A 21,033-nucleotide genomic window follows, 5' to 3' on the forward strand; every position below is an offset into this window, starting at 1 on the left:
GGAAGCGCGGTAACGCGTGGAGCTGACGAATACTAATCGGTCGAGGACTTATCCACACACTTAGCAATCATGCGTATTCAGTTTTGAAGGAATAAGACGTAAAGCTGTATTCCCGATTACTTGTAAAAAGTAATGGAGAATGCAGCTTTTTTTGTTGTGTATTAGGTGTAACCGTGCAGTCGTTCAGCACGGTTTTTTTGTTTTCTTTTTTTGTCCCTCAATTCTCCCCTACGCTAGAAACAATGGAGAGGAGGGGGAGAATGTCTATACATCCGCTACGACTATTGGCAATATTGCTTTTCGCTACATGTATAGGTGTAGCGACCTACATCATTTTGAAGCCGCATCAAGTGACCTATATACAATTGCGAGCAAATGTGGAAAAAGAAAGTGGCCAATTACTTGAAGCGAGGGATATGGAGCCATTGACACTGAGACTGGGAGGGATCTTTCAAAAACCCATTGCCCCAATTCCAGGTTTGATCCCATGGGAAGAAGGGCAGAGCCTTGTCGGTTTAGCATTCACCCGTCAAGTGAAGGGAGGCCGACCGTTATTGCAAAGTGATTTGGAGCAAAAAAGCAAGGCACAAGGCAGCGGAGGGATATCAGAAAAAATGACAGGTATGAGCATTCCCGTAGACAATGTTGCAGGAGTTTCGCCGCATGTATCAAGCGGAGAAAGGGTGCATGTGTATGCTTCCTTTGAAGATGAGACAGGAGCACACTCTGGACTCCTATTGCAAAACATGCCGATTATTGGAATTCAACGCGAAATGGAAGGTGATCATCCCAATCTGGTTGCTGTAACTCTCTCCTTGACACGTGATGAGGCTGTTCTGCTAACACACGCACTTCATTACGGAAAAATCAGATTGGGCTTGGCGGCAGTGAAGGATGGGGGAAATCCGGGAATAGGAGACGCAAAATTTGCTTCAGAGCTAATGAAGACGAAAACACGCTGGGGTATTCAAAAGGAGGAGCATGAGTGAAAAGGCGTTTGCTCATAGTAGATGATGATCGAGATTCAGTTCGTTTGTTAACGGCTCAACTTATAAACAGCAGATGGGTAGAAGTGTGCGGGGAAGCACTTGGAGTGGAAGAGGCATGGGCAAAACTACAGGCGAACCAACCCCATTTGGTGTTGCTGGGTCGTATAAAGGGAACGGAAAGAGGGGTGTTGTGTCAGCAATTTCGCTTAGCCTTTCCTCATCTTTCATTTATTGCTGCTTGCTCAAGCAATGAACTGATTTGGGAGCCTTTTTTCCGGAACTTGGGCTTATGGGTTATTGCCAAGCCAATTGAACCAGGGCAAATCGAAGCGTTAGCCATGATGATACAGCCTCAAGGCATGGTAGCAGAAGCTGCACCACAACAACACCAGTATGTAATCCAGGAACAAATCAAGGACTATCCGAGCCAGCCACCTTCATTCTCCGAGACGATCACAGATAGACTAGTTCCTGAAATGACTCGTTCCAAACAGCTTATTACTGTTTACGGTCCAAAAGGTGGCGTCGGAAAAACATTTATTTCTCGCGAGCTCGCTATTTTCTTTTCTATGCAAAAAAACGAAGGTCTCCCATTGCGGGTAATTGCTGTTGACTTCAATCTTGATCTCGGTACATTTGCGACTACCTTAAATCTCCCTCGTACCCCAAATCTTTTTACGTGGGTAAAGGATCTTGATGCTCAGTTGCATTCGTTTATTCAGAGTCAAGGAAAAGATCCGTATTCCATTAGCAGTGAGGAATGGCAGGAATACGCACAAGCCTTGCCGTTATCTCCGCAGCAAATCGAGAAATATGTGGTTTCTCATCCTGATACGGGATTGCATGTACTTACCTCCCCCCGTGATATTCGGCAAAGCTTTGAAATCCGTGACTACCATTTATATCTGATTCTCGAAACGTTAAAACAAAGCAACTACGACGTCATTCTTATCGATACGGCTCCTGATACAACAGATGCAACGATTCAAGCTCTGTTTTTTGCAGAACATGTCGTGATGGTGGGAAATCCGGTGGTAGACTCCATTGAAAATATTCAACGATTGCTGAAACTGTTGAGAGAAGCAGAGTACCCTGAAGAACGCATTCAAATTTGCATGAATCGTTTGCAGCGGAAAGAAATGTTTACCTTAGATGAAATTCGTGCCTATTTCCAGCTTCACCCTAGCAAAAAAATCTTCTCCATACCTGACGATGTGGAAGTAAAAAAATCGATTAATACAGGAACGCCAGTCATGCTCCAGTCAGGGAGAATTCCGGCCAAGGAAGCCATTGAGACATTAGGAAAAGCACTGGTTCCCGTAGATGGAGAGCAAATGAAGGCTGTTGGAAAAGAGAAGCAAAAAGAGAAAACATCTCTCTTCAAGTGGTTATGGGGATAAGGGAGGGTATCATGTTCGATAAAAAACAGTTACTAGGCATTTCTAATCAAGTCCGCAGTTCGCAAGAATTACGATCAGCGGGGAGGGGAATGGCGGGAGTTCCGTCAACACTTCACGAAAAAATGCAAGCCCCCGACCACGAGCGGACGAATGAAAAATGGATTGGGGCAGATCGAGAAACATCAATTCGTACCCAGATTGTTGAGAAATACGGAAAGCGATTATGGGAGGAAAAGCATTCCTCACTCTTTTTAGATGAGCTGACGACAGATATTCGGATGCTGTTGGAGTCGCAAACCACCCTGACATCGATACAAATGGAAGCAGAAGTAAAACGACTGTTGCATTCTTTGACGGGTTGGGGTCCATTAGACGCTTTATTAGAGGATAACGACATCACCGAGCTTCTTTTTCATCGCTTTAACTATCTCGTCATTGAAAGGAAAAGTACTGGTCGTCTTGAATCGCCGGACATTGCTGTTTTTCGCGATGAGGAAGAGCTGCTGCGCCTATTGGAACAGATTGCAGCGACAATGGGGCGTGAGTTTAATGAAACAAAAGCAGAGTTGCATACACAGCTTCCAGACGGTTCCCGGGTTGCTGCTACGCATCGCTCTATTTCTCCAGATGGTCATATGCTCACGATCAGAAAACACCGAGAGCTACTCAGCGAGTCCGACTACTTGCGGTATGGTTCCATTTGCGAGCCGATGCTTCTTTTTTTAAACAGAGCCGTCCGTTTATCTCGTGCATCTGGCATTGTCAGTGGAGGAACAGGGTCAGGCAAAACACACATGCTAAATCTCATCTCCCAGTATGTCCCTGATCATTTAAGCATTATTACGATCGAGGATGTTTTGGAGATGAAGCTTCAGCATCCTTTTGTGCGCAGATTTTTAGCGAAACCTGCAAATTATGAGGGGAAAGGTGGGTTTTCGATCAAGGATTGTGTTCGTTTGTCCTTAAGAAAAAGGCCGGATGTCATTATGGTCGGTGAGACACGAGGTGGCGAAATCGTAGATATGCTTTGGGCGATGAATACGGACCACCCTGGTAGCTGGAGCACAGCGCATGCAAACTCACCGCGTGCTTTGGTTGATTCAACATTGCCCATTTTATTTGGAAAAGCAGATGAAGGGTATAGTGCTGAAGAGCGCAATTTAATGATCGGTTCAGCACTGGATCTGATTGTTCAAGTAAAACGTTTTGAAGAGGATGGCAGTCGCAAGGTGGTAGCGATAACGGAGGTAGTGGGGACGGGTCAATCGCATGAAGAATGGATAAAGCGAGCTTGCAACATTAAACAGGTTCTACCTGATCGGGTGTATTTGCAGGATATTTACGTGTACGAAGCAACAGGGGTGGAGAATGGGAGAGTAAAGGGTCACTTCAAATGGACAGGCTATCGCCCAGAGCGACTTATCAAGCGATGGCTGGAGAAAGGGCTGTCGCGTGAGGAGATTGAGCAAGTCTTTTTCACCACACCAATTCCGCTATAGGAGGGGAAAGCATGGACATTAGCTTACCTGTTGCAATAGGGATGGGGATGGCCATCCTGTTATTGATCTTGCCCAACAAATTGTATATGCGAGAACCGACGGGGAAGCACGAAATCGTAGAAGTGCTGCAACAGGACAGAAAAACCATTTGGAAGCAGTTTGAGGAGAGGTTGGCGAAATCACGTTCAGGGTGGGGGGTAAACCAGTATGTGACCCTCTCTTTTTTATTGGGTATCGTGTCGTTTGGCGTGAGTAGTCAGATTTTGCAGTCTTGGTGGATGGCATTGCCTGCGTTGCTGGCAGGGATTATGTTTACCGAACGGTTGGTGAGTGTATGGGGAGCTCGTCGAAAGGACGATTTCGAAGCAGGCAATGTAAAAGCGATTCGTCTCATGGCCAGTTCTTTACGTACTTCTCCATCGTATTTGCATGCGTTTGAACAGGTAGCAGCTAGTCCATTTTTATCAGAAATCGTATTAGAGGAATACAGGCGTATTGTAGATCTATTGCGGGCTCAGGTCCCGTTAGAACACGTAATGAATCGTTTCTTTGAACGTACTGGATCAGCAGATGTCAAATATTTAGCGACAATTGTTCACATTCAACGTGAAATGGGGGGAGATATGGCCAAAACGCTCGATTTGGCTGCCTCCTCGATATTGCGGCGCAGACAGTCACTCCGTAGACAAAAAGCAGCTATGGCCCAGATCATTGCACAAGTGAATCTGTTAAGTGTCATGCCGTTTGTTTTTGTCATTGCGTTGTACGTGAACAATCCGAATCATTTCGATCCACTAACGGCCACAATGGGGGGACGGTTGCTTATTTTGGGAAGCTTGGCTTCTATTTTGATTGGGGGAGAAGCAATTCGTTATGTTGCACATAAAAGCATAAGCAGAGGAGTATAGGAGAGGATGCAATGTTCGTTCTCGTTATGAGCATATTGGTGAGTGTTGCTATATTTTTGTACGGCTTGCCGTCTTGTGTGAGTAAGGGAGAACCGATCTCCGCCACACTTTTGGGCAGGATTGATTCCGAGAAACAAGCCAAGCTTGAGCAATCGTTTCAACAAGGACGAAAAAGGTGGACACTGGTTCGAAGCTTGGAGAATAACCAGGTACTGCTACAGCATTTCTACAAATGGACGGGTGTCGATAAGAAAAAAATAGAGGAAACATTGGCGCGTCTGGGGATCGATATAAGTCTGACAGAGATTGTCTTGTTCCGGCTCATCAGTATGTGTTTCATTGCTTCATCTCTAGCTTCATTGACAATGAGCATGGTTAACGGTGAAAAAATCGGTATGGTAAATGGTCTCCCGTTAACGTTTAGCTTATTTTTGTACTTGTTGCCGAACATGCTGCTAGATTGGGCGGACAAGCGAGCAAAAGCTGAAATTCGAGAGCAGGTCCCTATCTTTTTTAGTATTGTGCAGTCATTGGTGGAAGCAGGCATGCCGTTGCAGCAGGCTGTTAAGCAGACTGCGAGACGTTTTGATGCCAGACTTGGCAGAGAGCTCGCGAGCCTAGAAATGGGAGAAAAGAAGCATGGGAACTGGAGAAAGGCACTTGAAGAGCTGGCCTTTCGGTGGGAGGTAGATTCGTTGACTACCATCGCGCTGGAGATGAACGAGGCGATGAAAAAAGGGGTTAGCATATCACAAATGTTGTCTGTCCAAGTAGAGGAGCAAGTGAGACAACAAGAAGACGAAGCTGCTACCCATATGAATCGGTTAAATATCAGGTTATTGCCTTTTGTCATTTTGTTAATGGGTCTGCCGTTGTTGTTCTTGGTGATGGGTCCTGCATTCATTGGCATCGGAGAAAGCTTGTAGAAAAATAAGCAAATATTTTTGCGAGAGGCACTGTCTTTTGGCAGAGTGAAAATAGAACCAAAATCTCAATGAGGAGTGAATGGAATGGGAACCATCGCAGATTACGTCAAGCGTTTTTGGTATGAGGAGGACGGTGTCACGATCGTGGAAATGGTCATTATCATTGCCGTCATCTTGATTGTGCTTATTCCGACACTGACACAACTAGGCACTGCTGAAGACGAGAAGCTGAAGGAACTGCAAGAAAAAATAAGCAAATGACAAACCTAGTCTTACTGGGCTTCTTAGGAATGGCAGCATGGATGGATTGGAGACGAAGGAAAATACCGAATACTCTTGTTTTTCCAGCGATTGCTGTCGGCCTATGGTATCAGTGGGAAGGTGAAGTATTAGCTGGAGCATTGTTAGGAGTGGCAGGAGCCTTTTTGTTGACAGTTGGTCCCGTATTCTTAAAAGGGATGGGGATGGGGGATCAAAAGTTACTGATGGCTGTTGGTGCTTGGACGAGCTGGAGTGTGGTGTATTCTTTGTTTTTGCATTCCATCGTTTTGTGCCTGATTGTCATGGTGTTCTATCCGCAAAATTGGGCTCGCCTACGCAACAATCTTCAAATTATAGCAGCCGGATGGTCGGCTCATCGACAAGTATGGCTTCCACAAAGGGAAAGATCAGCCTTTTCATTCCCCTACGCGGTATATTTGCTGGGTGCTTTTGTGTTCCAATCCTTACGAGATGTCATCGGAGCAAGCGGATGATCACACGCATGGGACGAGTGATACGTGCGAGGGCGAAAGATGAGCGAGGCAGCCAAATAATTGAGTTTATTTTGGTGTTTCCTTTAGTTTGGATCTTGATCGTATTCTCCTTTGACCAATTCAGCATGATGTACAACAAGCAAAAGGCATTGGCGGCTGCATATGAGGCAGGGAGAATTGCTGCAGTACAGCCCAATTTCGGTTTGGCCAAATTCCATGCGAAACAGCGAGGCACTTCGGAATTAGCACAAGGTATCGGAGTCCTTCACAAAGATGTGCAGCTGGAGCTAGATGGGAACGGCTGGAGAAAAGGCAGTCATGTAAGAGCTGAAGCAACAGTTTCATTTCGGCTTCTCGCTACTGGGGAATTATACGAGATAACCGAAAGCTATCACATGATGGTTGAAAATGCGGAGGAGAAGCAATGAATGATCTGTTGCACCATTTTTTGTTTCGAGTGAAAGAAGAGCGCGGGGCAACCATGATTACTGTGCTCTTCTTTCTCTTCTGCTTGGGCAGTCTGCTCTCTATCCTGTTATTTTTGGAGCAGACAGATTATCTAAAAATGAAGATGCAACATACAGCAGATCTGATTACTAAAGGAGCGCGTGCGGCTGGAAAATGGGAGTACGAGGATTCAAACGGTGATAAGCAAATCAGATTGTTTGCGACAACAGAAGAAGCTGAACAGCGTGATGCGGATATCATTCGCGGGGCACGAGAAGAAGCGGGAATTCTATGGAGATTAAACAGGCCGAATCTGGAGGGGACAAGTGATGAGGTCTCTGTTATTCACCAAAAAGGTGAACGGCCCTATTTGTACTTGCAAGGAATCTATCATTTAGAAGTAAAGGTTGAAAAGAATATACCTGTATTTTGGGATGAGCTTTTCGTAAAAATGAACAGAGTCTCCCAGTCTGGTGTCTATGAATAAAGTCACAATTTTGAACAAAGGTACTGTTATTTTTGTCCTAATCCCGCGTGGTAATTTAGTAGTATATTCCAGAAATGGGGATAGGAGTGAGATGACAGTGCCCTCAAAAATAGTCGATCGGTACAAACGAATTCTTAACGGAGAGCAAAAGCGTTTTTCCCCGTATGAGTTCGAAGATGTGCAGTACCGAAAGCAAAAAGTCCAATTAGTTGTTAGATATGCGATTGAAAATGTAAAAAGATGGACACCAGAGCAGGCGCGACGTGAATTGAGCTTGCAAGATGTCAAAGAACTGAAGCTGCATTTGGTGAGAGAATTTATTGAGCCGCCTATCGAGGCAAAAGCTGAGGATGTGTACTATTTCGTCGAATTTGCTTATCCGTATTTACCAAGGCTTTCAGAAGAACAACGAGTGCTATGGGTTTACCAAGAAGTGCTTTCGGGCATAAGACGCCATTTTCCCCCAGGTTATTTTCAGAGCATAAAGGGTGAGGAACGGGCAAAAATATGCGTCGATTATATGTGCAAGCATCTACTAAAGCTGGCAGATTTGCGTCAATTGCCGAGTATCTTCAGTAAAACAGAGAGGGCGTATACGCTCCTGAAAACATATAAACTCAAGATTCTCGTCGATACACTCTACTTTTCACCATTTGATATGGTCACCGAAATGTATCCCGAACTTAGTGATCCCGCTTATTGGGAAGAGTTATAAAAATATTTGCACAACCCTGCTGTCTTTTTTTACGGTAGAGATAGTTTCATAGGCTTATAAGCAGATGAAACGGCCGTACTCTACAGGTGAGAGAAGGAGGCGTTGCGTATGGCAACAGTAGAGGCTCACCAGAAATGCTCTGCATCCGTGGAGCAGCTTCTAGGGCGAAAAGTACGCTACCAGAAGCACAAACCTGGCAGGTATCTTTCAGTGGAAAGAGTTCCGCAGGGAGCGTTCCAGATCGAATCCGTACATCGATTTGGAGACAGAGTAGTACTCAATGACGGGCTAATTGTAATGGAGAATGCTCCAACCGTCATGGAGCGCGGGGGAAGGATCGCTCTTCTTTTCGCGACCGGAGAAGAACTTTACTTTGTAACTGAGTAGGTTCTCTTAATCGCCTTGCACGGGTGCGTGTGAGGCGACCCATAAAGCGAAATGCCTGGTTTATCAGGCTAAATACGATTCGACGAGTCGAGAATGCTGTGGGAGAATATCTATCGCTCTATAAAAAGGAAAATGGGGGTATTTTGACGTGTTGGCAAAGAGTGCAATCGAATTAGTCAACCGCTGCTATGAGGAGACAAACAAGCTGACATTGTTGTCATTGGAAGAGTTTAAGGAATCCTTTATTGCTTTTGTTTTTGGCGATTACCAGGAAGAGTTTATGGTTCAGTATGATCTGGAAGAGTTTTATGAGCATCTGAATCAGCTTCAGTTATCGAATTGCCGGAGAGATTTTGATCGCGCAGTTGAGGAATGGTACATCACAGAGTATGGAAGCGGGTATAAAGGCGTCAATTATCATGACATTTTGTTTACGCTAGTGAAGGAAGCAGTCGTTCAATACCAATCGCCAAATCGGATAGCACTCATCCGAGACGTAACCAAGCTTCTGACTATGCCAAATGGATTCCTCGCCCGATGGCAAAATGGGCAGATACGTGAACGTCCCATCCCCACATATTTTAAATACTTGATGAAGCTCGGAGTACGTACACATGAAGATATTGAAACGTTGGTAGACATGTGGCTGGTAGAGTACCCAAACGCATTTAATAAAAAGCAGCAGGAGCTATTTGCCAATCCACCGAGAAGAGGAAGACCTAACAACGTCGAACTCGCGCTGTTAATCGAGCTAGCCATGAAAGTGAGACCAGAAATGACAGCTCAGGAACGGGAGCGGCTACGCAAGATATACTATTATCATCGCAAGTCTCTCACAGTTCGAGAGATGGTTGAGAAATTTGAGAAATACATTGCCAGTAAAAATAAATCAAATGATTCCCAGGTGGGATAATCATGTTTCACCAAATGAGCCGCTTTGTCTCCAAGTTCCGTGATTTGGAGCAGCAGGAGTTTTCACAGTCTATTGAGGAAGAGCGGCAATGGAGAGCACTGAAAGAAAAGCTTGCTTTGCCACAAATAGTTGAGCAACAGCAGTCGTATCAACACAAATGTATTGCCGTTTTGAGTTTGTACGCACAGGCTGGAGCTAGTTTTCTTGCAAGTAACCTAGCGTATGCATGGTCAGGAAAAGGCATTCCTGTCACCCTTTGCGAGTTACCAAGAGTGACTTCCTATTATTATTTTGCACTTGATTTTGAACGTAGAGCTCGACAACAAGTAAGAGATTCTCCTACACCATCGCTCCTTATGCAAAATAACCATCTTCGCATCCAGATAGAATCCCCAGCACAACTTCAGCACGAATCTTCTCAAACAGATACAGCCAACTGGTTACTACGGATTTGTAAGGATAGTCCCATTGTTGTCATTGATGTTTCTTCCTACTGGAATGATATCCACTCCAAACAAATTTTTGAGCATGCCGACGAAATATGGGTAGTATTTGATGCAGATCTGGCTAGACTTACACGTTTGTTCCTGGTGGATCCAGCCCCTGCTTGGTGGAAGACAGAAAGAAGAAAAATAAAAATGATAGCAAACAAGTGGAATAGCCAATTGTCTCGGGCAAGCATCATGAAAAAAGTAGAAGGAACGCTCTCCCTATGGGATCATCAGCCTGGAGCTACACAGGTAACTGACATGATTCCGTTGATAGATGGAGAGAAAGCAGCAATGGCAAGCGCCAAAGCCAATCTACTATTAGAGCTTTTCCCGGAGGAAGAGATTGAGTTTCAGTCATTGATTCATGCTTATAAAGGAAGGATGTTATGAAAAAGCAAACATTGCTTGTCATTTGCTTAATATCGTTTCTGTTAGCAGGTTCGTCCTTTTATGCAGCAACTCAATATATTGATGCGATGGCTGCAGAAAAACTGTTTGCTCCAGTTGTAAAGGTAGCTGCAGGGAAAGAAATATCAGCCTTCGAGCCGATCACACAAGATGACGTGATACTTGTACAGGAAGAGGTGGATGAAATTCTTCCAGGTTCAGCGGGCGATTTGGATGCCGTTCTGGGGAAAAGGAGCACGCAGACTATATACGAAGGCGAGCAATTATTAGTGGAAAAGCTGACAGATTCGCAGCTTTTACCGGGAAAAGGGGAGGCACGCTACGAGTTCCCCCTACTATCGATTCATCCTTTAACGGAATTACGCAAAGGCGATCATGTGAAAATCTGGGTCAAATACAAGAGTCTCTCGGAGCTGCAAGACTATCCTGCACCACTCCATTTCCGAAAAACCAATGATACGGCAGATTTGTTATTTGAAAGTCAGCTTGCAAGCGTGAGGGACAGTAACGGTATCGAGATCTATACATTAAAGCCGAGCTTGTTGCCATCGCCTGATCAGATGGATTCCATCTTTCATGGAGCACGAGAAAAGCCGTTGCAGAATGGCGAAAAAAGATATCGTGACTACCGGGTTCAGCCAACAGCACTACCTGCTTTTATCGGCTTTAATTTGACAGATGAGGAGTATGTGATAGTAAGCGAGGCAATGTCATATGGGATGCTTCAGGTAGGTCATATCATGGGTTCAAAGGAGCAAGCGTCATGAAAATTTTAGTTTGTTATCCGATGAAGTCACTCGCCAAGACGTATATGCCTGTCTACAGTGATGTGCTAGTAGCAGAGTCGACGGAGGAGTTTTCACGGCTTGTGCAGCTTTATATTCCAGAAGCTGCCATAATCTTTTCCGAAATGTTCAACTCTCCCGTTTGGGAATGGCTTCCGGCCCTGAAAGCACAACTCCCGCCAAACTCACCGTTAATTATTGTCCCTCTCTATCGGGATGAGAAGATGATTGAGAAGGTAGCGGAGGAGTCTGGGTTAGAGCATGTATACCTGTTATCGGCCCATTTATCACAAGAAGAAATACGCCATCAAATCGGCCTGATTCTAGGCTTCGTGCAAGAGTGTACAGATATCGGACCGTCAAAAGAAAAGGGGCTCGTTTACGCTTTATTGAGCTACGGAGCTTCTGGCATTACTACCTTTTGTATTAATTATCCCGTCATATTAGCGAGGCAGCATCCTGAAAAGCGAATTGTCGTACTTGATATGAATGACGCTAAGCCGGATCTAACACGTTTCTTCAAACTTCAACAACATCAATTATCTTTATTTCGTCCCGACTTTATCGATTTACAAACAACTGCCAAGCGTAACTGGAGCAATGTCTGCAAACAGAGCGCGCACTTGCCTAATCTGTATTACGCACATGCTGCCAGCAAATGGAAAAGCCCAGAATTAAGCAATCTAATTAATGTGTTTCGCATGCAATTTGACTATGTATACGTCGACTGGGGTTACTGCTTCCCTGAGTCTGAGACTCTACAGCGATTGCTTCATACTGTTGACCGCAATCTTTTATTCGTGAGAGCTGATCCCTTTAGTATCGATAGTGCCAGAGAGTGGCTGCATAAATGGAGAGAAAGAGGAGTGAAATGCGAGGTTCTGCTCAGTCATTTAGATCCTGGGCAACCCTTTCGAATCGGGGAGGATGTTTCGGTCTACGGCGTAGTACCACGTATTTCTGAGAGCAGGCTCATGCAATCTCATCAGAGCTGCAGTGTATTAATCGAAGAGTTTTTTCCTCCCAAATCGTACATCAGCAGTTTGAAGGAAATTGCTAAGGCACAATATTTGGATAAAAGTGCGGTGTTTTGCTGATGAGAGGGATAGAGCGAGAACACCCGGCTGGATTGGACATCCAAACCATTGAGGACATTAAACAAGCAGCGAGAGATTATTTAAATCATTTTGGCAAAACTCGAGAAGAGAAGCTAGAGATGCAACGAATTCTCGCTTTGGCAGAACAGGGAGACCGTGATAGTCACAATCATATTATTCTTCGCTTGCAGCATTATTTTGAGGAAGTCCTCCAACGACCAGTAACCGAACAAATTTTGCCGCATGTTAACGGTTACGAAGGTCTCACCTTTTCTACATACGGGTGGGGCATACTCGATGCCGTCCTCCATTTGTCTCCGTGGGTAGAGGAAGTGCGAATTTCTGCAAACCGCAACATTGCCTACTTGGAGCAAGGGGTCAAAAAATTTCTCTCTTACACACCAAGCTGGAAAGAGGTTGAAACTCTTCAACAAAAGCTGACCAATACAGCGGGTCTATCTTTTAACGAGAAAAAACCTAGATTGAGCGGATACTTACATTCACTAAAAGCCAGACTGACCATGTTCACTTTCCCTTATTCCAGAGTACCGACCATTCTGGTTAGAAGATTTACAACGCCTGCTTTTTCTCTCGACCAACTCCGCACACAGCAACAGCCAGCTTTCGACGAAAGAATTCAATGGCTAATGGAACAGCAAGTGTATGGGCGCAGCAATGTGCTGGTTATTGGACCGATGGCTGCCGGTAAAACAACATTGATGATGTGTATGCTGAAACTAAAGGACCCTCGGACAGAATATATCACGATCTTTGAAAGTGAACACGAGATGCGATTTGGTGATATTTGGCCAGGGGAAGTGATTGAACTCCAAAACGTGGAGGAAATCGGCATTGAATTGGAGCATTGCTTCAAAGACATGTACCGATCAACCGCAAATACGATTTTGATTGGAGAAATTCGTGAGCCTATAGAAGCGTACCATTTTATAAATGCAGGAATCAGAGGGACGGACGCTACAATCGGAGCGATGCACGAACGTTTTGCTCATAGAGCTTTACATGATTTGACGGATCTTGTTTATCAATATGGAGGGAGGAGTATCGAGCTGACCCAGGAGCGAATTAGCAGGGCAGTCAATTTTGTCAATTCGCTTACATACCGTAACAGCGGTCACCGTTTTATTGATGCCATTCATACGACGGAGTGGAATTCATCTTTTAACCGAGTCGAATCTATTCCCCTCGTAGGTCGCAACATGCAGACGGGAGCTTATGAATGGACAGGGAATCAATTGAGCCCACATTTAGTTGAATACATGTGTTACGTCGGCAAAGCCGACATTGAAGTGCTGAAAGAGCTACGTCTTACCGATATAGGCAGGCAGCTATGATTTACACATTTCTTTTTCCGGTGTTTCTATGTCTCTTCTCTGGCTTTCTGTTTCTCGGCTTACACCTGTACAAGGGATGGAGAAGTCCACGCGTATTGTTCCCACGTACAGTTGAGGCATGGCGAGAGAAATTTTTAAGGCATTCTACCCGGCGCATGATGTATGAACACTTTGATCGTTGGTGTCAAACCGTGGGAGGTACACCAGAAGGGTACTTATTGCTATCCATGATTGGCGGAATAGCGGGGTTCATCTCGGGTATTTTGCTAGGAAATATGATTGTATCCTTGTCGCTTTTTCTCTTATTCCTCTTGCTGCCAACACTGATTCTATACGCACGCTATACCGTACAAATGAATAAAAAAATCAGCTCATTCTGTCGTTTCGTAGAGTTGTTTGCCCGTTATTATAACAGTCGCAAAAACATTGTCCTTACCTTTCGCGAAATGATAGAAGAATGCCCTAAAGAGTTATTGCCTGACCTCCTTCTGCTTAACAATAGCCTTTCGGATGGGGGAAACTCGGTTGCAGCAGTGGAACAATTTGCGCAGAGACTAGACCACCCGTGGGCTTTTGATTTTGCAACCTATATTTCCAGCGGTTTGGAAGGGGAAACAGAAGATATTCAATCACCTCTAAATCGGTTAACGAATGAGATGTTTGTACAACAAGACGAAAAGCATGAGCGTGATAGTGAAATATACTCCATTTGGATCAGCTTGCTTATTGTTATAGCGATTTGCGTTTGCCTGATCCCCTACAATCAAGGGTTGCTTCAAGATTCTTACCGTCTCTATTTCTACACGCCAGATGGACAAGCCATATTAGCGATTGCGGCGACTGTGTGGACTTTTTCGATCCTGTTGGCATTTATTTGGGGAAGGAGATATCGCTAATGCCAATGCTCATCATGTATACCTACCTTGGATTAGGCGCTCTATTTGTTTTCAGTGCAACGTTTATGATCGGGAAGTATTTGTTTCACAAGCAAAAGCCAAAGCTGTTTGTTTCCGGAGTGTGGTGGGGAAAGTGGGAGCAGGCACTAAAGCCTGACGAAGACGACAAATGGGAGCAGTTACTATCACGAGCAGGAAGGCCTTTTGGATGGGGAAAACCGGAGTGGGTGTTTCTGCAATTGTTGTCTGGAAGTACCGTTTGCATCCTGATTCTTATGTGGGTCGTCGTAAGTCGAATGGAATCATTCCCCCTTCTGTCGATGTGTCTGGTATCTGCAGGGAGTTATATGCTGCCGTACATGGGCTTAAAGATGTGGGCAAATCACAGAGAGGATATGCTGAGTACAGATATCGCCAGATTTATCAATCGCTATGTAACCCTTCTGGAAAATCAGGTGCCCATTTACAATGCCATGGTCAAGGCAGCTAGACCGACTAGAAAGCTAAAGGAGTATATCCCTACTTTATCTGAGTGGAACAGAGACTCTAATGAGGCACTGGAGAGCTTTAAACGCAAAATCGGTGTCGACGACGGAATCATTCTCGTATCAAGTATGCGTACAATTGAAACGCTGAGCGAAGGACAAGTAAGTGCAACTATGCAACGAATGGAGTGGGCTGTCGATCATCGAAGAATGTTTCGTCATCGGAAAAAGATAAAATCTTTGGGGATCGGCTACACGGTTATTGTCTACCCGGCATTTTACATGGGTTTATTGGTAGCGATGTTCCCTTGGTATAAGCTGCTTACAGAAATTCTGGATAAATATTTGACCTGAGGAGGAGCAACTCATGACCAAGCTTTTATCTATCATCATGTGCATCGTTTTCTCTTTAGGAATAATCGTTTCTAGCTTGTCCGAAATAAACACATCGGTAGTGAGAGAGGACGGGCTGAGAGATCGAGCAGTTGGATGGATCGACAAAGCCATACCTTAAATCACGTATGAGAAAAGGGGAAATTCGAGATGTCGAAAATGTTCTTTATTTTGTATTAGGTCATGAAAAACAATGTAATATCAATGTTTTTCCCATGATATTTGGACGGGTTGCAAACATTTTGCAAACCTTTCGTTGACTAAAGTGCATTTTTCGAGTTAAAAATGACAGATTCTAATGAGTCAACTGCCTCTTTTTGCATGGTCATAGAAACATGGCTATATCGATCAAGAGTGATTCCGATATTGGCATGACCAAGTAGTTCAGAGACTACTTTGGGATGAACACCTTGTTCTAATAACAGAGTCGCCACGGTATGCCGCAAATCATGGATTCTGATATCTGGTAAACCAGCTTTCTCTAATATTCTACGCAATTTCCTTCGAACAGGAGTAGAAGAGTATGGTTGCCCATCCTCAGGACGGCAGCATACTAAACCATCGATATTATACGATGGACCAATTAATAGTTTTTTCTGCGCTTGTTCTGCTTTATGGCGGCGTAAGGGAGTAACCAAGCTTTCTGACAGAGAAATGATTCGCTCACTGCTTTTTGTTTTTGGCTCGGTGAGTCGATATTCGCCTTTGGTTCTCACCAGTTGCTGGCGGACATGGATCGTCTGTTTATCAAGGTCAATATCTTTCCAAGACAGTCCAACTATTTCGGCGTAGCGCATTCCTGTTGTCACAGCGAGTAGAATTAGGATGTATAGTTCTTCGCCATTGGCTGCTGTTACAAGCTGCTGAACTTGCTCTTTGGTTAACACTAGCGTTTCTTTCTTTTCGACCCGAGGCAGCTCAACCATTTGTGCTACATTGCGAGGGATAATCTGCCAACGGACAGCATTTTGTAAGGCTCTATGCACCATGCCATGAATGTGTCGAACCGACATAGGAGAAATACCTCCAGTGCGATACGTTGCGCCATTTTTCAGTAGATCGGCATACATCTTTTGAAGGTGCATCGTCTTGAGGTCTTTTAACTTTAAACGTCCAATAGAGGGTATGATATAACGATTTGCCCTTTGTACATAGATTCTGTAAGTTGTGTGACGTGTAGAGGTTTTGGCATAGTTTTCTAACCAATAATGCATGTACTCCGTCACTGTCATGTCAGTTGTGTCCACGAGAAGACCCGTTTGTATCTCGCGTAATTTTTCTATCATCGCCTGTTGAGCTTCTTTCTTGGTATTGAATCCCGAAAACCACTTTTGCCGACGCTTTCCAGTTACTTCGTCTCTAGGAAGCTCCACAACAAAGCACCATTTATCCCCGCGTTTCCTAACATGTCCTTTCATAAACATCCTCCTTACATCATGCAATGAATACATTCATTTGGAGTAATTCCTCCAAGTCTGCCACTTGAATAATCAGATGCTCTATATCCCAGTAATCAACACCACCGTCAATAGCGCGTTGTTTTAGAGGAGAGAGGAGAATACCAAACTTACCAGGCTTATCAATACTAAGGATCATGTCTCCAAGAGTCACCGTGATTGCCAAAGTATCCGGAAAGAAATCTTCGTTCCCAAGCGGTTCAAATGGGGCACTTACAGCAACAAATACCTTTTCTCTATCCCAAGGCAGCTCCCCCTTTCGAAAGCTGATCATGTACTTCTGCGGCAAAAGTTTATCATCGTGGTAGTCATGAAATACACGAATCTTCATCGAATAATTACTCCTTGTCCTTTTTGCATTTTTCGTTCAATCGCAATTCTAAATACCTCTTTAGCATCATCACACCAGTTGTCAGGACTTGCCTTCCTGTATCGATTACGCTCTCGATATATACATTCCTCTTCCCATCTGCCAGCACTAATTCGCCGCTTTATTTGCTCCCATCGCTCTTTTGCGAGCTCAAGAGAGACATTAAATTCGGAAGCTATCATGTAAACGTAATATCTTTCGTATTCTGGCATAGGTAGGGATTGAATCATGTAGTGTGGCATCATAGCATACTTAGCAAATTGTTCTGCCTGTTCTTCCAATAGGTCTTTGAACAGATCCGGAAAATTGGCTTGATCCCCCGAATGCCCCCGAAATAGGTGCCCAAGTTCATGGAAAAAATGCTTACGCTTATCGTCTCTCGACAGGTTTTTATCGATCACAATGCAACGAAAATTACCCTTTTCAAAAGAGAAAGAAGGAGCGTCTTCATACCGGAGTTTTATTCCCAACCTTGCAGCGATTAAATCTTCCTGTAGGTCATCTACTGTTTCAATTCCTATGGAACGATAGAGGACTGTGATTCGTTTTTCTAGTTCAGTTGGTTGGTAATAGTTCCATTGCAGCATGGGAGACCCCCTAGAAATGAGAATATACGTTCGTGTTTGTGGTGAAAAGAAAAGGCCGATAGGGGGCCTAGTGTTTTATAGTAGGTATTCGAGTCCATTGTTAGTTCTTTTTGTTTTCCTCGTCAGCTTCTTGTTCAAGAATCTCTATGAGCTTAAGAGCTTGTTTCCTTCTTCTCTCATCCAATTGATCCCACTTGTGATACATGATGGTTGTAAGTTCGTCTCCAGGATCGCCCTTCTTGAAGGAAGGGGGGGTATGGTTATCCTCATGCAGTATCCCAGCTCTTTCTAATAGCTCTTCATATGAAGTTGCTTTCAGATATTTGGACAAGGTATTTAAGGTTTCAGGGGTAGGCATTTGGGCGCCAGATTCAATACGTGATAACGTTGCAGTTGATATACCTGAATCTATACTCAACTGCCTCTGACTTCTGTATCCACTTTTTTCACGAGCTTTTGCTATGAAGATACCAAGCTCTTTAGCTTTGTCCATATATATCACCAAGGACATTTTATCACACCCATTACGTGTACGTAATAATAATTGCGTTACGTTAACGAAGAATTTTTTCTAAAAAGTATTGCGTCAACGAAGAGGTTAGTTTATATTGGTGTTACGAGGACGAAGAACAAGGTGGTGAAACAATGAAAAAAGTAACAGTTCGTCTAAACGTAAAAGCACTCGAAAAAGAACAAGAAAAACTGCGCGTAAATGATACTCAACTTGCAGCTATGATCGGTGTATCAGTTACCCAAATCTGGCGTGCCAAGCTTCCGGTTGAAGATCATAGACACAATTCTCCTGGACCAACATTTATAGCTGGCGTCATTAACGCATTTGGTGGGCCCTTTGAAAAGTACTTTTTTTTGCAGAAAGTTCTTCGTGGACGAAACAAAAATACAGCATGAAAGGAATGAATGCCTTGGTAAAAAATACGCCGGATCAAATCAACCTCGAATCTTTTCCGCCATTGCTCAAAATGGACGAGGTATCCCAAATATTACGAGTTGATCGCAAGTATGCTTACGAGTTGGCACGTCGGACCGGATTTCCGGTGATGAATATTGGAACAGACAAGCGCCCTATGCTCCGGGTTCCGAAAAACGGATTAATCAACTGGATTGAGCAAGAGTATGGCGTCAAGCTGACAGCTTAGTAATACAAAAGGAGGTATCCCATGGACTTCACAGAGATCAAGAAAATCTGTCGTACTGCCAGCGAACAAGAAGCGAATCAAAAGCTGGATGATGGCTGGGTATTGATCAACATTTTGAATAGCGGTTTCAACATTGAGTACCTCTTGGTAAGGAGCTAAAAAATGCGATCTGCACTGAGAAAAAGAACCCCCCTATGGTGAGCATCCAAGGGGGAATGTGGAAAGTGAGCATGAGTTAATTGTACATCGAAAATCGAATAGCAATGGTAAGGATGGTGCGAACAAATGAGCGACTTTGGTAGACGGTTAGGCCAGTCACTTCAAGAGGCTGGCATGACACAGTTGGCTTTCAGCTTTGAAGCGAATGTAAGCCGGGAGGCAGTTTCTTCTTACACAACGGGGAGAACTACAACGCCTCCCGATGTTAAGGCAAGGGCTGTGCAAGTGACAAACAATCCGTTTCTAGCTATGGCTGCTGCTTACGAATCCACATCAGGTACAAGCCCGGTCATTTTGGACGGCGACAATGTGGAGCTCAACAGGCATACAGTTGTTGCCAAAACGGTAGAGGAAGTCGAGGAGTTGCTACTAGCCATAAGGCGAGCCCAACCCATCCTTGTAAAGCCGCCGACCACATGGAGTACATCAGAGAAACATCAAATTGAACACCTGATCCAAGAGACATTGGATGTGGTTACATCCACGACGCATATGGCGGCAGTGATTACGAAAGAGTCAAAATTGGGCTGGATAACACAGTGGACGAAGCACAAAACGAAGCTTATGGGTAAAGGCTTTCTAAAAATGGTGAAGGGGGCAGGGGGTAATGAATGATCGGTACATGGTATTTGATCGAGAGCAGTTATTCATGGTGATCGGAGCTTTAGTGCAAGAAAAGATACGGATTCAGAAGAGCGATAAGGGGTACCAAGTGAAACGGATTATTCTCACGGCAAATACGCTTATCGAAATGTATTGCGGAAAACCGGGCTATTTGGATGAGGAACAACTTGAGCTAGCTGCTGGAGCGTTGGAAAGAGTTGTCGAAGAGCGTAGAGGGCTGGCTGACAATAAGGCATCACAGGCGCTATGGCTAGCTGATCGGATTCGAGAGGTTAAGGCAATACGAGAAAGACGATTTTTCAAAGCTCCTTATAAAACGGTGAAGGGCAAACGGATTGCGGTTCTCCTGAAAGCAAGCGAAGTTGCTGCCTATCTGAGAATAGAAAAAACCGCCCGCGGCGAACGGACGGCTTAGAAAAACATCGTAACGGAAGAATAGCATATCTTTCCGAGGAGGACAACCCCTTATGAAACCAGCACACATCCGTATTCAGGAGTTACAAAAAGAAGTGGCGAATTTGGTTGAGCTTCGAGAAGAAGCCAAATCAGAAATGAATAGCAATATGGACGAAGCAATATATTTCCGCAAAAAAGCAGTTGAAGCAGAAGAACGTATGCATGCTCGTCAGGAAGAAATTGACGCACGTCTTGCAGAAATCACCGACTTGGAGGAACAGGAGGTGTTAGTGCATGCGGCAAGTGCCTGATTTCGCGGGATATGTGGACCAAACGGAAGCAGTACGGCAAAAACAATTGGAGCAACTGGCGTTTGATCAGGATTCCGAAACGTTGGAGAAACAAGTTCGTGACTTGATGCAGGAGCTCGAAGACATTCAAGAGGAAGTCCGAGGCATTTGGGAGTTTAGGCGTGATTACTCCAACAGGGACAACCTCATGGCTCTACAAGAACAGAAACGGAGGCTGACCAAATGGGCGATGCAAAACGGATTGCAGAGCTAGATTTGAACCTCTGCCAAGCATCTGGAGAAATTGATTTGCCTGATAAGCTCATAGATGCAGCAAAGGCTTTCCGGGCAAGAGAGGCCCTTCCCCATTGGATTCATCGAGCAGTTGAGGCAGAAGAAAAGCTCGAAAGAGTGAAGGGGAAACTTCAAGCTATTGCAAGTTTAGTCTCAAGGTCATCAAGTCAGTCAAGGATTGTGATGGATGCTCTTAAAGAAATGCAGTAACGCGGGCTTCGGCCCTGCGTGGAAGATTCTGTGACCTCCTAGAATATGAGATCGCACGTGAGGGAGTCTTCCACGGAGGTTCGAACCTCTACGGAT

At 44.5% G+C, this 21,033-nt stretch carries 31 protein-coding genes; 27 read left to right on the plus strand and 4 right to left on the minus strand.

The window, feature by feature from the left end:
- Positions 1–260: 260 nt before the first annotated feature.
- The 19 genes from cpaB (at position 261) to FB479_RS30685 (ending at position 15,454) form a co-directional block, all read left to right on the plus strand.
- Positions 261–989, plus strand: coding sequence for a Flp pilus assembly protein CpaB (gene cpaB / locus FB479_RS29160; RefSeq protein WP_142067535.1), 729 nt, complete (start codon positions 261–263; stop codon positions 987–989).
- Entirely contained in the window at positions 986–2,389 is a 1,404-nt protein-coding gene (locus FB479_RS29165) for a CpaE/TadZ family protein (protein ID WP_142067536.1), read from the plus strand. Before cpaB ends, FB479_RS29165 begins: the two co-directional genes overlap by 4 nt.
- Positions 2,390–2,400: 11 nt before the next feature.
- Positions 2,401–3,888 carry a TadA family conjugal transfer-associated ATPase gene (locus tag FB479_RS29170; RefSeq protein ID WP_142067537.1) on the plus strand — a complete coding sequence of 496 codons (1,488 nt, stop codon included), beginning with the start codon at positions 2,401–2,403 and terminating at the stop codon, positions 3,886–3,888.
- Positions 3,889–3,899: 11 nt separating this feature from the next.
- A complete protein-coding gene (locus tag FB479_RS29175; protein ID WP_142067538.1) occupies positions 3,900–4,796 on the plus strand; it encodes a type II secretion system F family protein in 897 nt (298 codons plus the stop codon).
- Positions 4,797–4,807: 11 nt separating this feature from the next.
- The gene (locus tag FB479_RS29180) at positions 4,808–5,722 is read left to right on the plus strand and encodes a type II secretion system F family protein (protein ID WP_142067539.1); all 915 of its coding nucleotides are present in this window, start codon (positions 4,808–4,810) and stop codon (positions 5,720–5,722) included.
- Between the two features lie 84 nt (positions 5,723–5,806).
- Positions 5,807–5,983 carry a hypothetical protein gene (locus FB479_RS29185; RefSeq protein ID WP_012683911.1) on the plus strand — a complete coding sequence of 59 codons (177 nt, stop codon included), beginning with the start codon at positions 5,807–5,809 and terminating at the stop codon, positions 5,981–5,983.
- On the plus strand, positions 5,980–6,477 hold the full coding sequence (locus FB479_RS29190) for an A24 family peptidase (RefSeq protein WP_106656117.1): 498 nt from the start codon (positions 5,980–5,982) through the stop codon (positions 6,475–6,477). Before FB479_RS29185 ends, FB479_RS29190 begins: the two co-directional genes overlap by 4 nt.
- Positions 6,474–6,905, plus strand: coding sequence for a TadE/TadG family type IV pilus assembly protein (locus FB479_RS29195; protein WP_142067540.1), 432 nt, complete (start codon positions 6,474–6,476; stop codon positions 6,903–6,905). The genes FB479_RS29190 and FB479_RS29195 overlap by 4 nt, the downstream gene beginning before the upstream one ends.
- Entirely contained in the window at positions 6,902–7,411 is a 510-nt protein-coding gene (locus FB479_RS29200; protein WP_106656115.1) for a hypothetical protein, read from the plus strand. Before FB479_RS29195 ends, FB479_RS29200 begins: the two co-directional genes overlap by 4 nt.
- 97 nt (positions 7,412–7,508) lie before the next feature.
- Entirely contained in the window at positions 7,509–8,126 is a 618-nt protein-coding gene (locus FB479_RS29205) for a DUF4046 domain-containing protein (protein WP_106656114.1), read from the plus strand.
- A gap of 108 nt (positions 8,127–8,234) precedes the next feature.
- A complete protein-coding gene (locus FB479_RS29210) occupies positions 8,235–8,513 on the plus strand; it encodes a hypothetical protein (RefSeq protein ID WP_106840856.1) in 279 nt (92 codons plus the stop codon).
- Between the two features lie 148 nt (positions 8,514–8,661).
- Positions 8,662–9,426 carry a hypothetical protein gene (locus FB479_RS29215; RefSeq protein ID WP_047074825.1) on the plus strand — a complete coding sequence of 255 codons (765 nt, stop codon included), beginning with the start codon at positions 8,662–8,664 and terminating at the stop codon, positions 9,424–9,426.
- 2 nt (positions 9,427–9,428) lie between these two features.
- Positions 9,429–10,307 (plus strand): CpaE/TadZ family protein, encoded by an 879-nt coding sequence (locus FB479_RS29220; protein WP_142067541.1) that lies wholly within the window; start codon positions 9,429–9,431, stop codon positions 10,305–10,307.
- Positions 10,304–11,092 carry an SAF domain-containing protein gene (locus tag FB479_RS29225; RefSeq protein WP_142067542.1) on the plus strand — a complete coding sequence of 263 codons (789 nt, stop codon included), beginning with the start codon at positions 10,304–10,306 and terminating at the stop codon, positions 11,090–11,092. Before FB479_RS29220 ends, FB479_RS29225 begins: the two co-directional genes overlap by 4 nt.
- Positions 11,089–12,207 (plus strand): hypothetical protein, encoded by a 1,119-nt coding sequence (locus tag FB479_RS29230; RefSeq protein ID WP_106656110.1) that lies wholly within the window; start codon positions 11,089–11,091, stop codon positions 12,205–12,207. Before FB479_RS29225 ends, FB479_RS29230 begins: the two co-directional genes overlap by 4 nt.
- Positions 12,207–13,559 (plus strand): ATPase, T2SS/T4P/T4SS family, encoded by a 1,353-nt coding sequence (locus FB479_RS29235; protein WP_142067543.1) that lies wholly within the window; start codon positions 12,207–12,209, stop codon positions 13,557–13,559. Before FB479_RS29230 ends, FB479_RS29235 begins: the two co-directional genes overlap by 1 nt.
- A gap of 191 nt (positions 13,560–13,750) precedes the next feature.
- Complete coding sequence (locus tag FB479_RS29240) at positions 13,751–14,455, plus strand: hypothetical protein (protein WP_232030207.1); 705 nt, start codon at positions 13,751–13,753, stop codon at positions 14,453–14,455.
- Entirely contained in the window at positions 14,455–15,294 is an 840-nt protein-coding gene (locus tag FB479_RS29245; RefSeq protein WP_142067544.1) for a hypothetical protein, read from the plus strand. Before FB479_RS29240 ends, FB479_RS29245 begins: the two co-directional genes overlap by 1 nt.
- 13 nt (positions 15,295–15,307) lie before the next feature.
- Positions 15,308–15,454 carry a hypothetical protein gene (locus FB479_RS30685; protein WP_007725181.1) on the plus strand — a complete coding sequence of 49 codons (147 nt, stop codon included), beginning with the start codon at positions 15,308–15,310 and terminating at the stop codon, positions 15,452–15,454.
- Positions 15,455–15,593: 139 nt separating this feature from the next.
- Here the strand turns inward: FB479_RS30685 and FB479_RS29250 are convergent, their stop codons facing one another.
- The 4 genes from FB479_RS29250 to FB479_RS29265 form a co-directional block, all read right to left on the minus strand.
- Positions 15,594–16,751, minus strand: coding sequence for a site-specific integrase (locus tag FB479_RS29250; RefSeq protein WP_185746437.1), 1,158 nt, complete (start codon positions 16,749–16,751; stop codon positions 15,594–15,596).
- Positions 16,752–16,767: 16 nt separating this feature from the next.
- A complete protein-coding gene (locus tag FB479_RS29255; RefSeq protein WP_142067546.1) occupies positions 16,768–17,121 on the minus strand; it encodes a hypothetical protein in 354 nt (117 codons plus the stop codon).
- Entirely contained in the window at positions 17,118–17,747 is a 630-nt protein-coding gene (locus tag FB479_RS29260; RefSeq protein ID WP_142067547.1) for an ImmA/IrrE family metallo-endopeptidase, read from the minus strand. The genes FB479_RS29255 and FB479_RS29260 overlap by 4 nt, the downstream gene beginning before the upstream one ends.
- A gap of 100 nt (positions 17,748–17,847) precedes the next feature.
- Positions 17,848–18,240: a helix-turn-helix domain-containing protein gene (locus FB479_RS29265; protein ID WP_185746438.1), complete on the minus strand. Its 393-nt coding sequence runs from the start codon at positions 18,238–18,240 to the stop codon at positions 17,848–17,850.
- Between the two features lie 152 nt (positions 18,241–18,392).
- Between FB479_RS29265 and FB479_RS29270 the strand changes: the two genes are divergently transcribed.
- The 8 genes from FB479_RS29270 to FB479_RS29300 all read left to right on the plus strand — a co-directional run bounded on the left by FB479_RS29270 (position 18,393) and on the right by FB479_RS29300 (position 20,937).
- The gene (locus FB479_RS29270) at positions 18,393–18,656 is read left to right on the plus strand and encodes a hypothetical protein (RefSeq protein WP_142067549.1); all 264 of its coding nucleotides are present in this window, start codon (positions 18,393–18,395) and stop codon (positions 18,654–18,656) included.
- Between the two features lie 14 nt (positions 18,657–18,670).
- The gene (locus FB479_RS29275; protein WP_185746439.1) at positions 18,671–18,904 is read left to right on the plus strand and encodes a helix-turn-helix domain-containing protein; all 234 of its coding nucleotides are present in this window, start codon (positions 18,671–18,673) and stop codon (positions 18,902–18,904) included.
- A 21-nt stretch (positions 18,905–18,925) separates the two neighbouring features.
- Positions 18,926–19,063: a hypothetical protein gene (locus FB479_RS30690; RefSeq protein ID WP_185746440.1), complete on the plus strand. Its 138-nt coding sequence runs from the start codon at positions 18,926–18,928 to the stop codon at positions 19,061–19,063.
- Between the two features lie 126 nt (positions 19,064–19,189).
- A complete protein-coding gene (locus FB479_RS29280) occupies positions 19,190–19,738 on the plus strand; it encodes an XRE family transcriptional regulator (RefSeq protein WP_142067551.1) in 549 nt (182 codons plus the stop codon).
- The gene (locus tag FB479_RS29285; protein WP_142067552.1) at positions 19,731–20,162 is read left to right on the plus strand and encodes a hypothetical protein; all 432 of its coding nucleotides are present in this window, start codon (positions 19,731–19,733) and stop codon (positions 20,160–20,162) included. The genes FB479_RS29280 and FB479_RS29285 overlap by 8 nt, the downstream gene beginning before the upstream one ends.
- 52 nt (positions 20,163–20,214) lie before the next feature.
- On the plus strand, positions 20,215–20,454 hold the full coding sequence (locus tag FB479_RS29290) for a hypothetical protein (protein WP_142067553.1): 240 nt from the start codon (positions 20,215–20,217) through the stop codon (positions 20,452–20,454).
- Entirely contained in the window at positions 20,438–20,707 is a 270-nt protein-coding gene (locus tag FB479_RS29295; RefSeq protein WP_142067554.1) for a hypothetical protein, read from the plus strand. The genes FB479_RS29290 and FB479_RS29295 overlap by 17 nt, the downstream gene beginning before the upstream one ends.
- Entirely contained in the window at positions 20,677–20,937 is a 261-nt protein-coding gene (locus tag FB479_RS29300; protein WP_142067555.1) for a hypothetical protein, read from the plus strand. The genes FB479_RS29295 and FB479_RS29300 overlap by 31 nt, the downstream gene beginning before the upstream one ends.
- Positions 20,938–21,033: the final 96 nt, after the last annotated feature.

It is taken from the genome of Brevibacillus sp. AG162 (assembly GCF_006715575.1).
Lineage (GTDB): Bacteria > Bacillota > Bacilli > Brevibacillales > Brevibacillaceae > Brevibacillus > Brevibacillus brevis.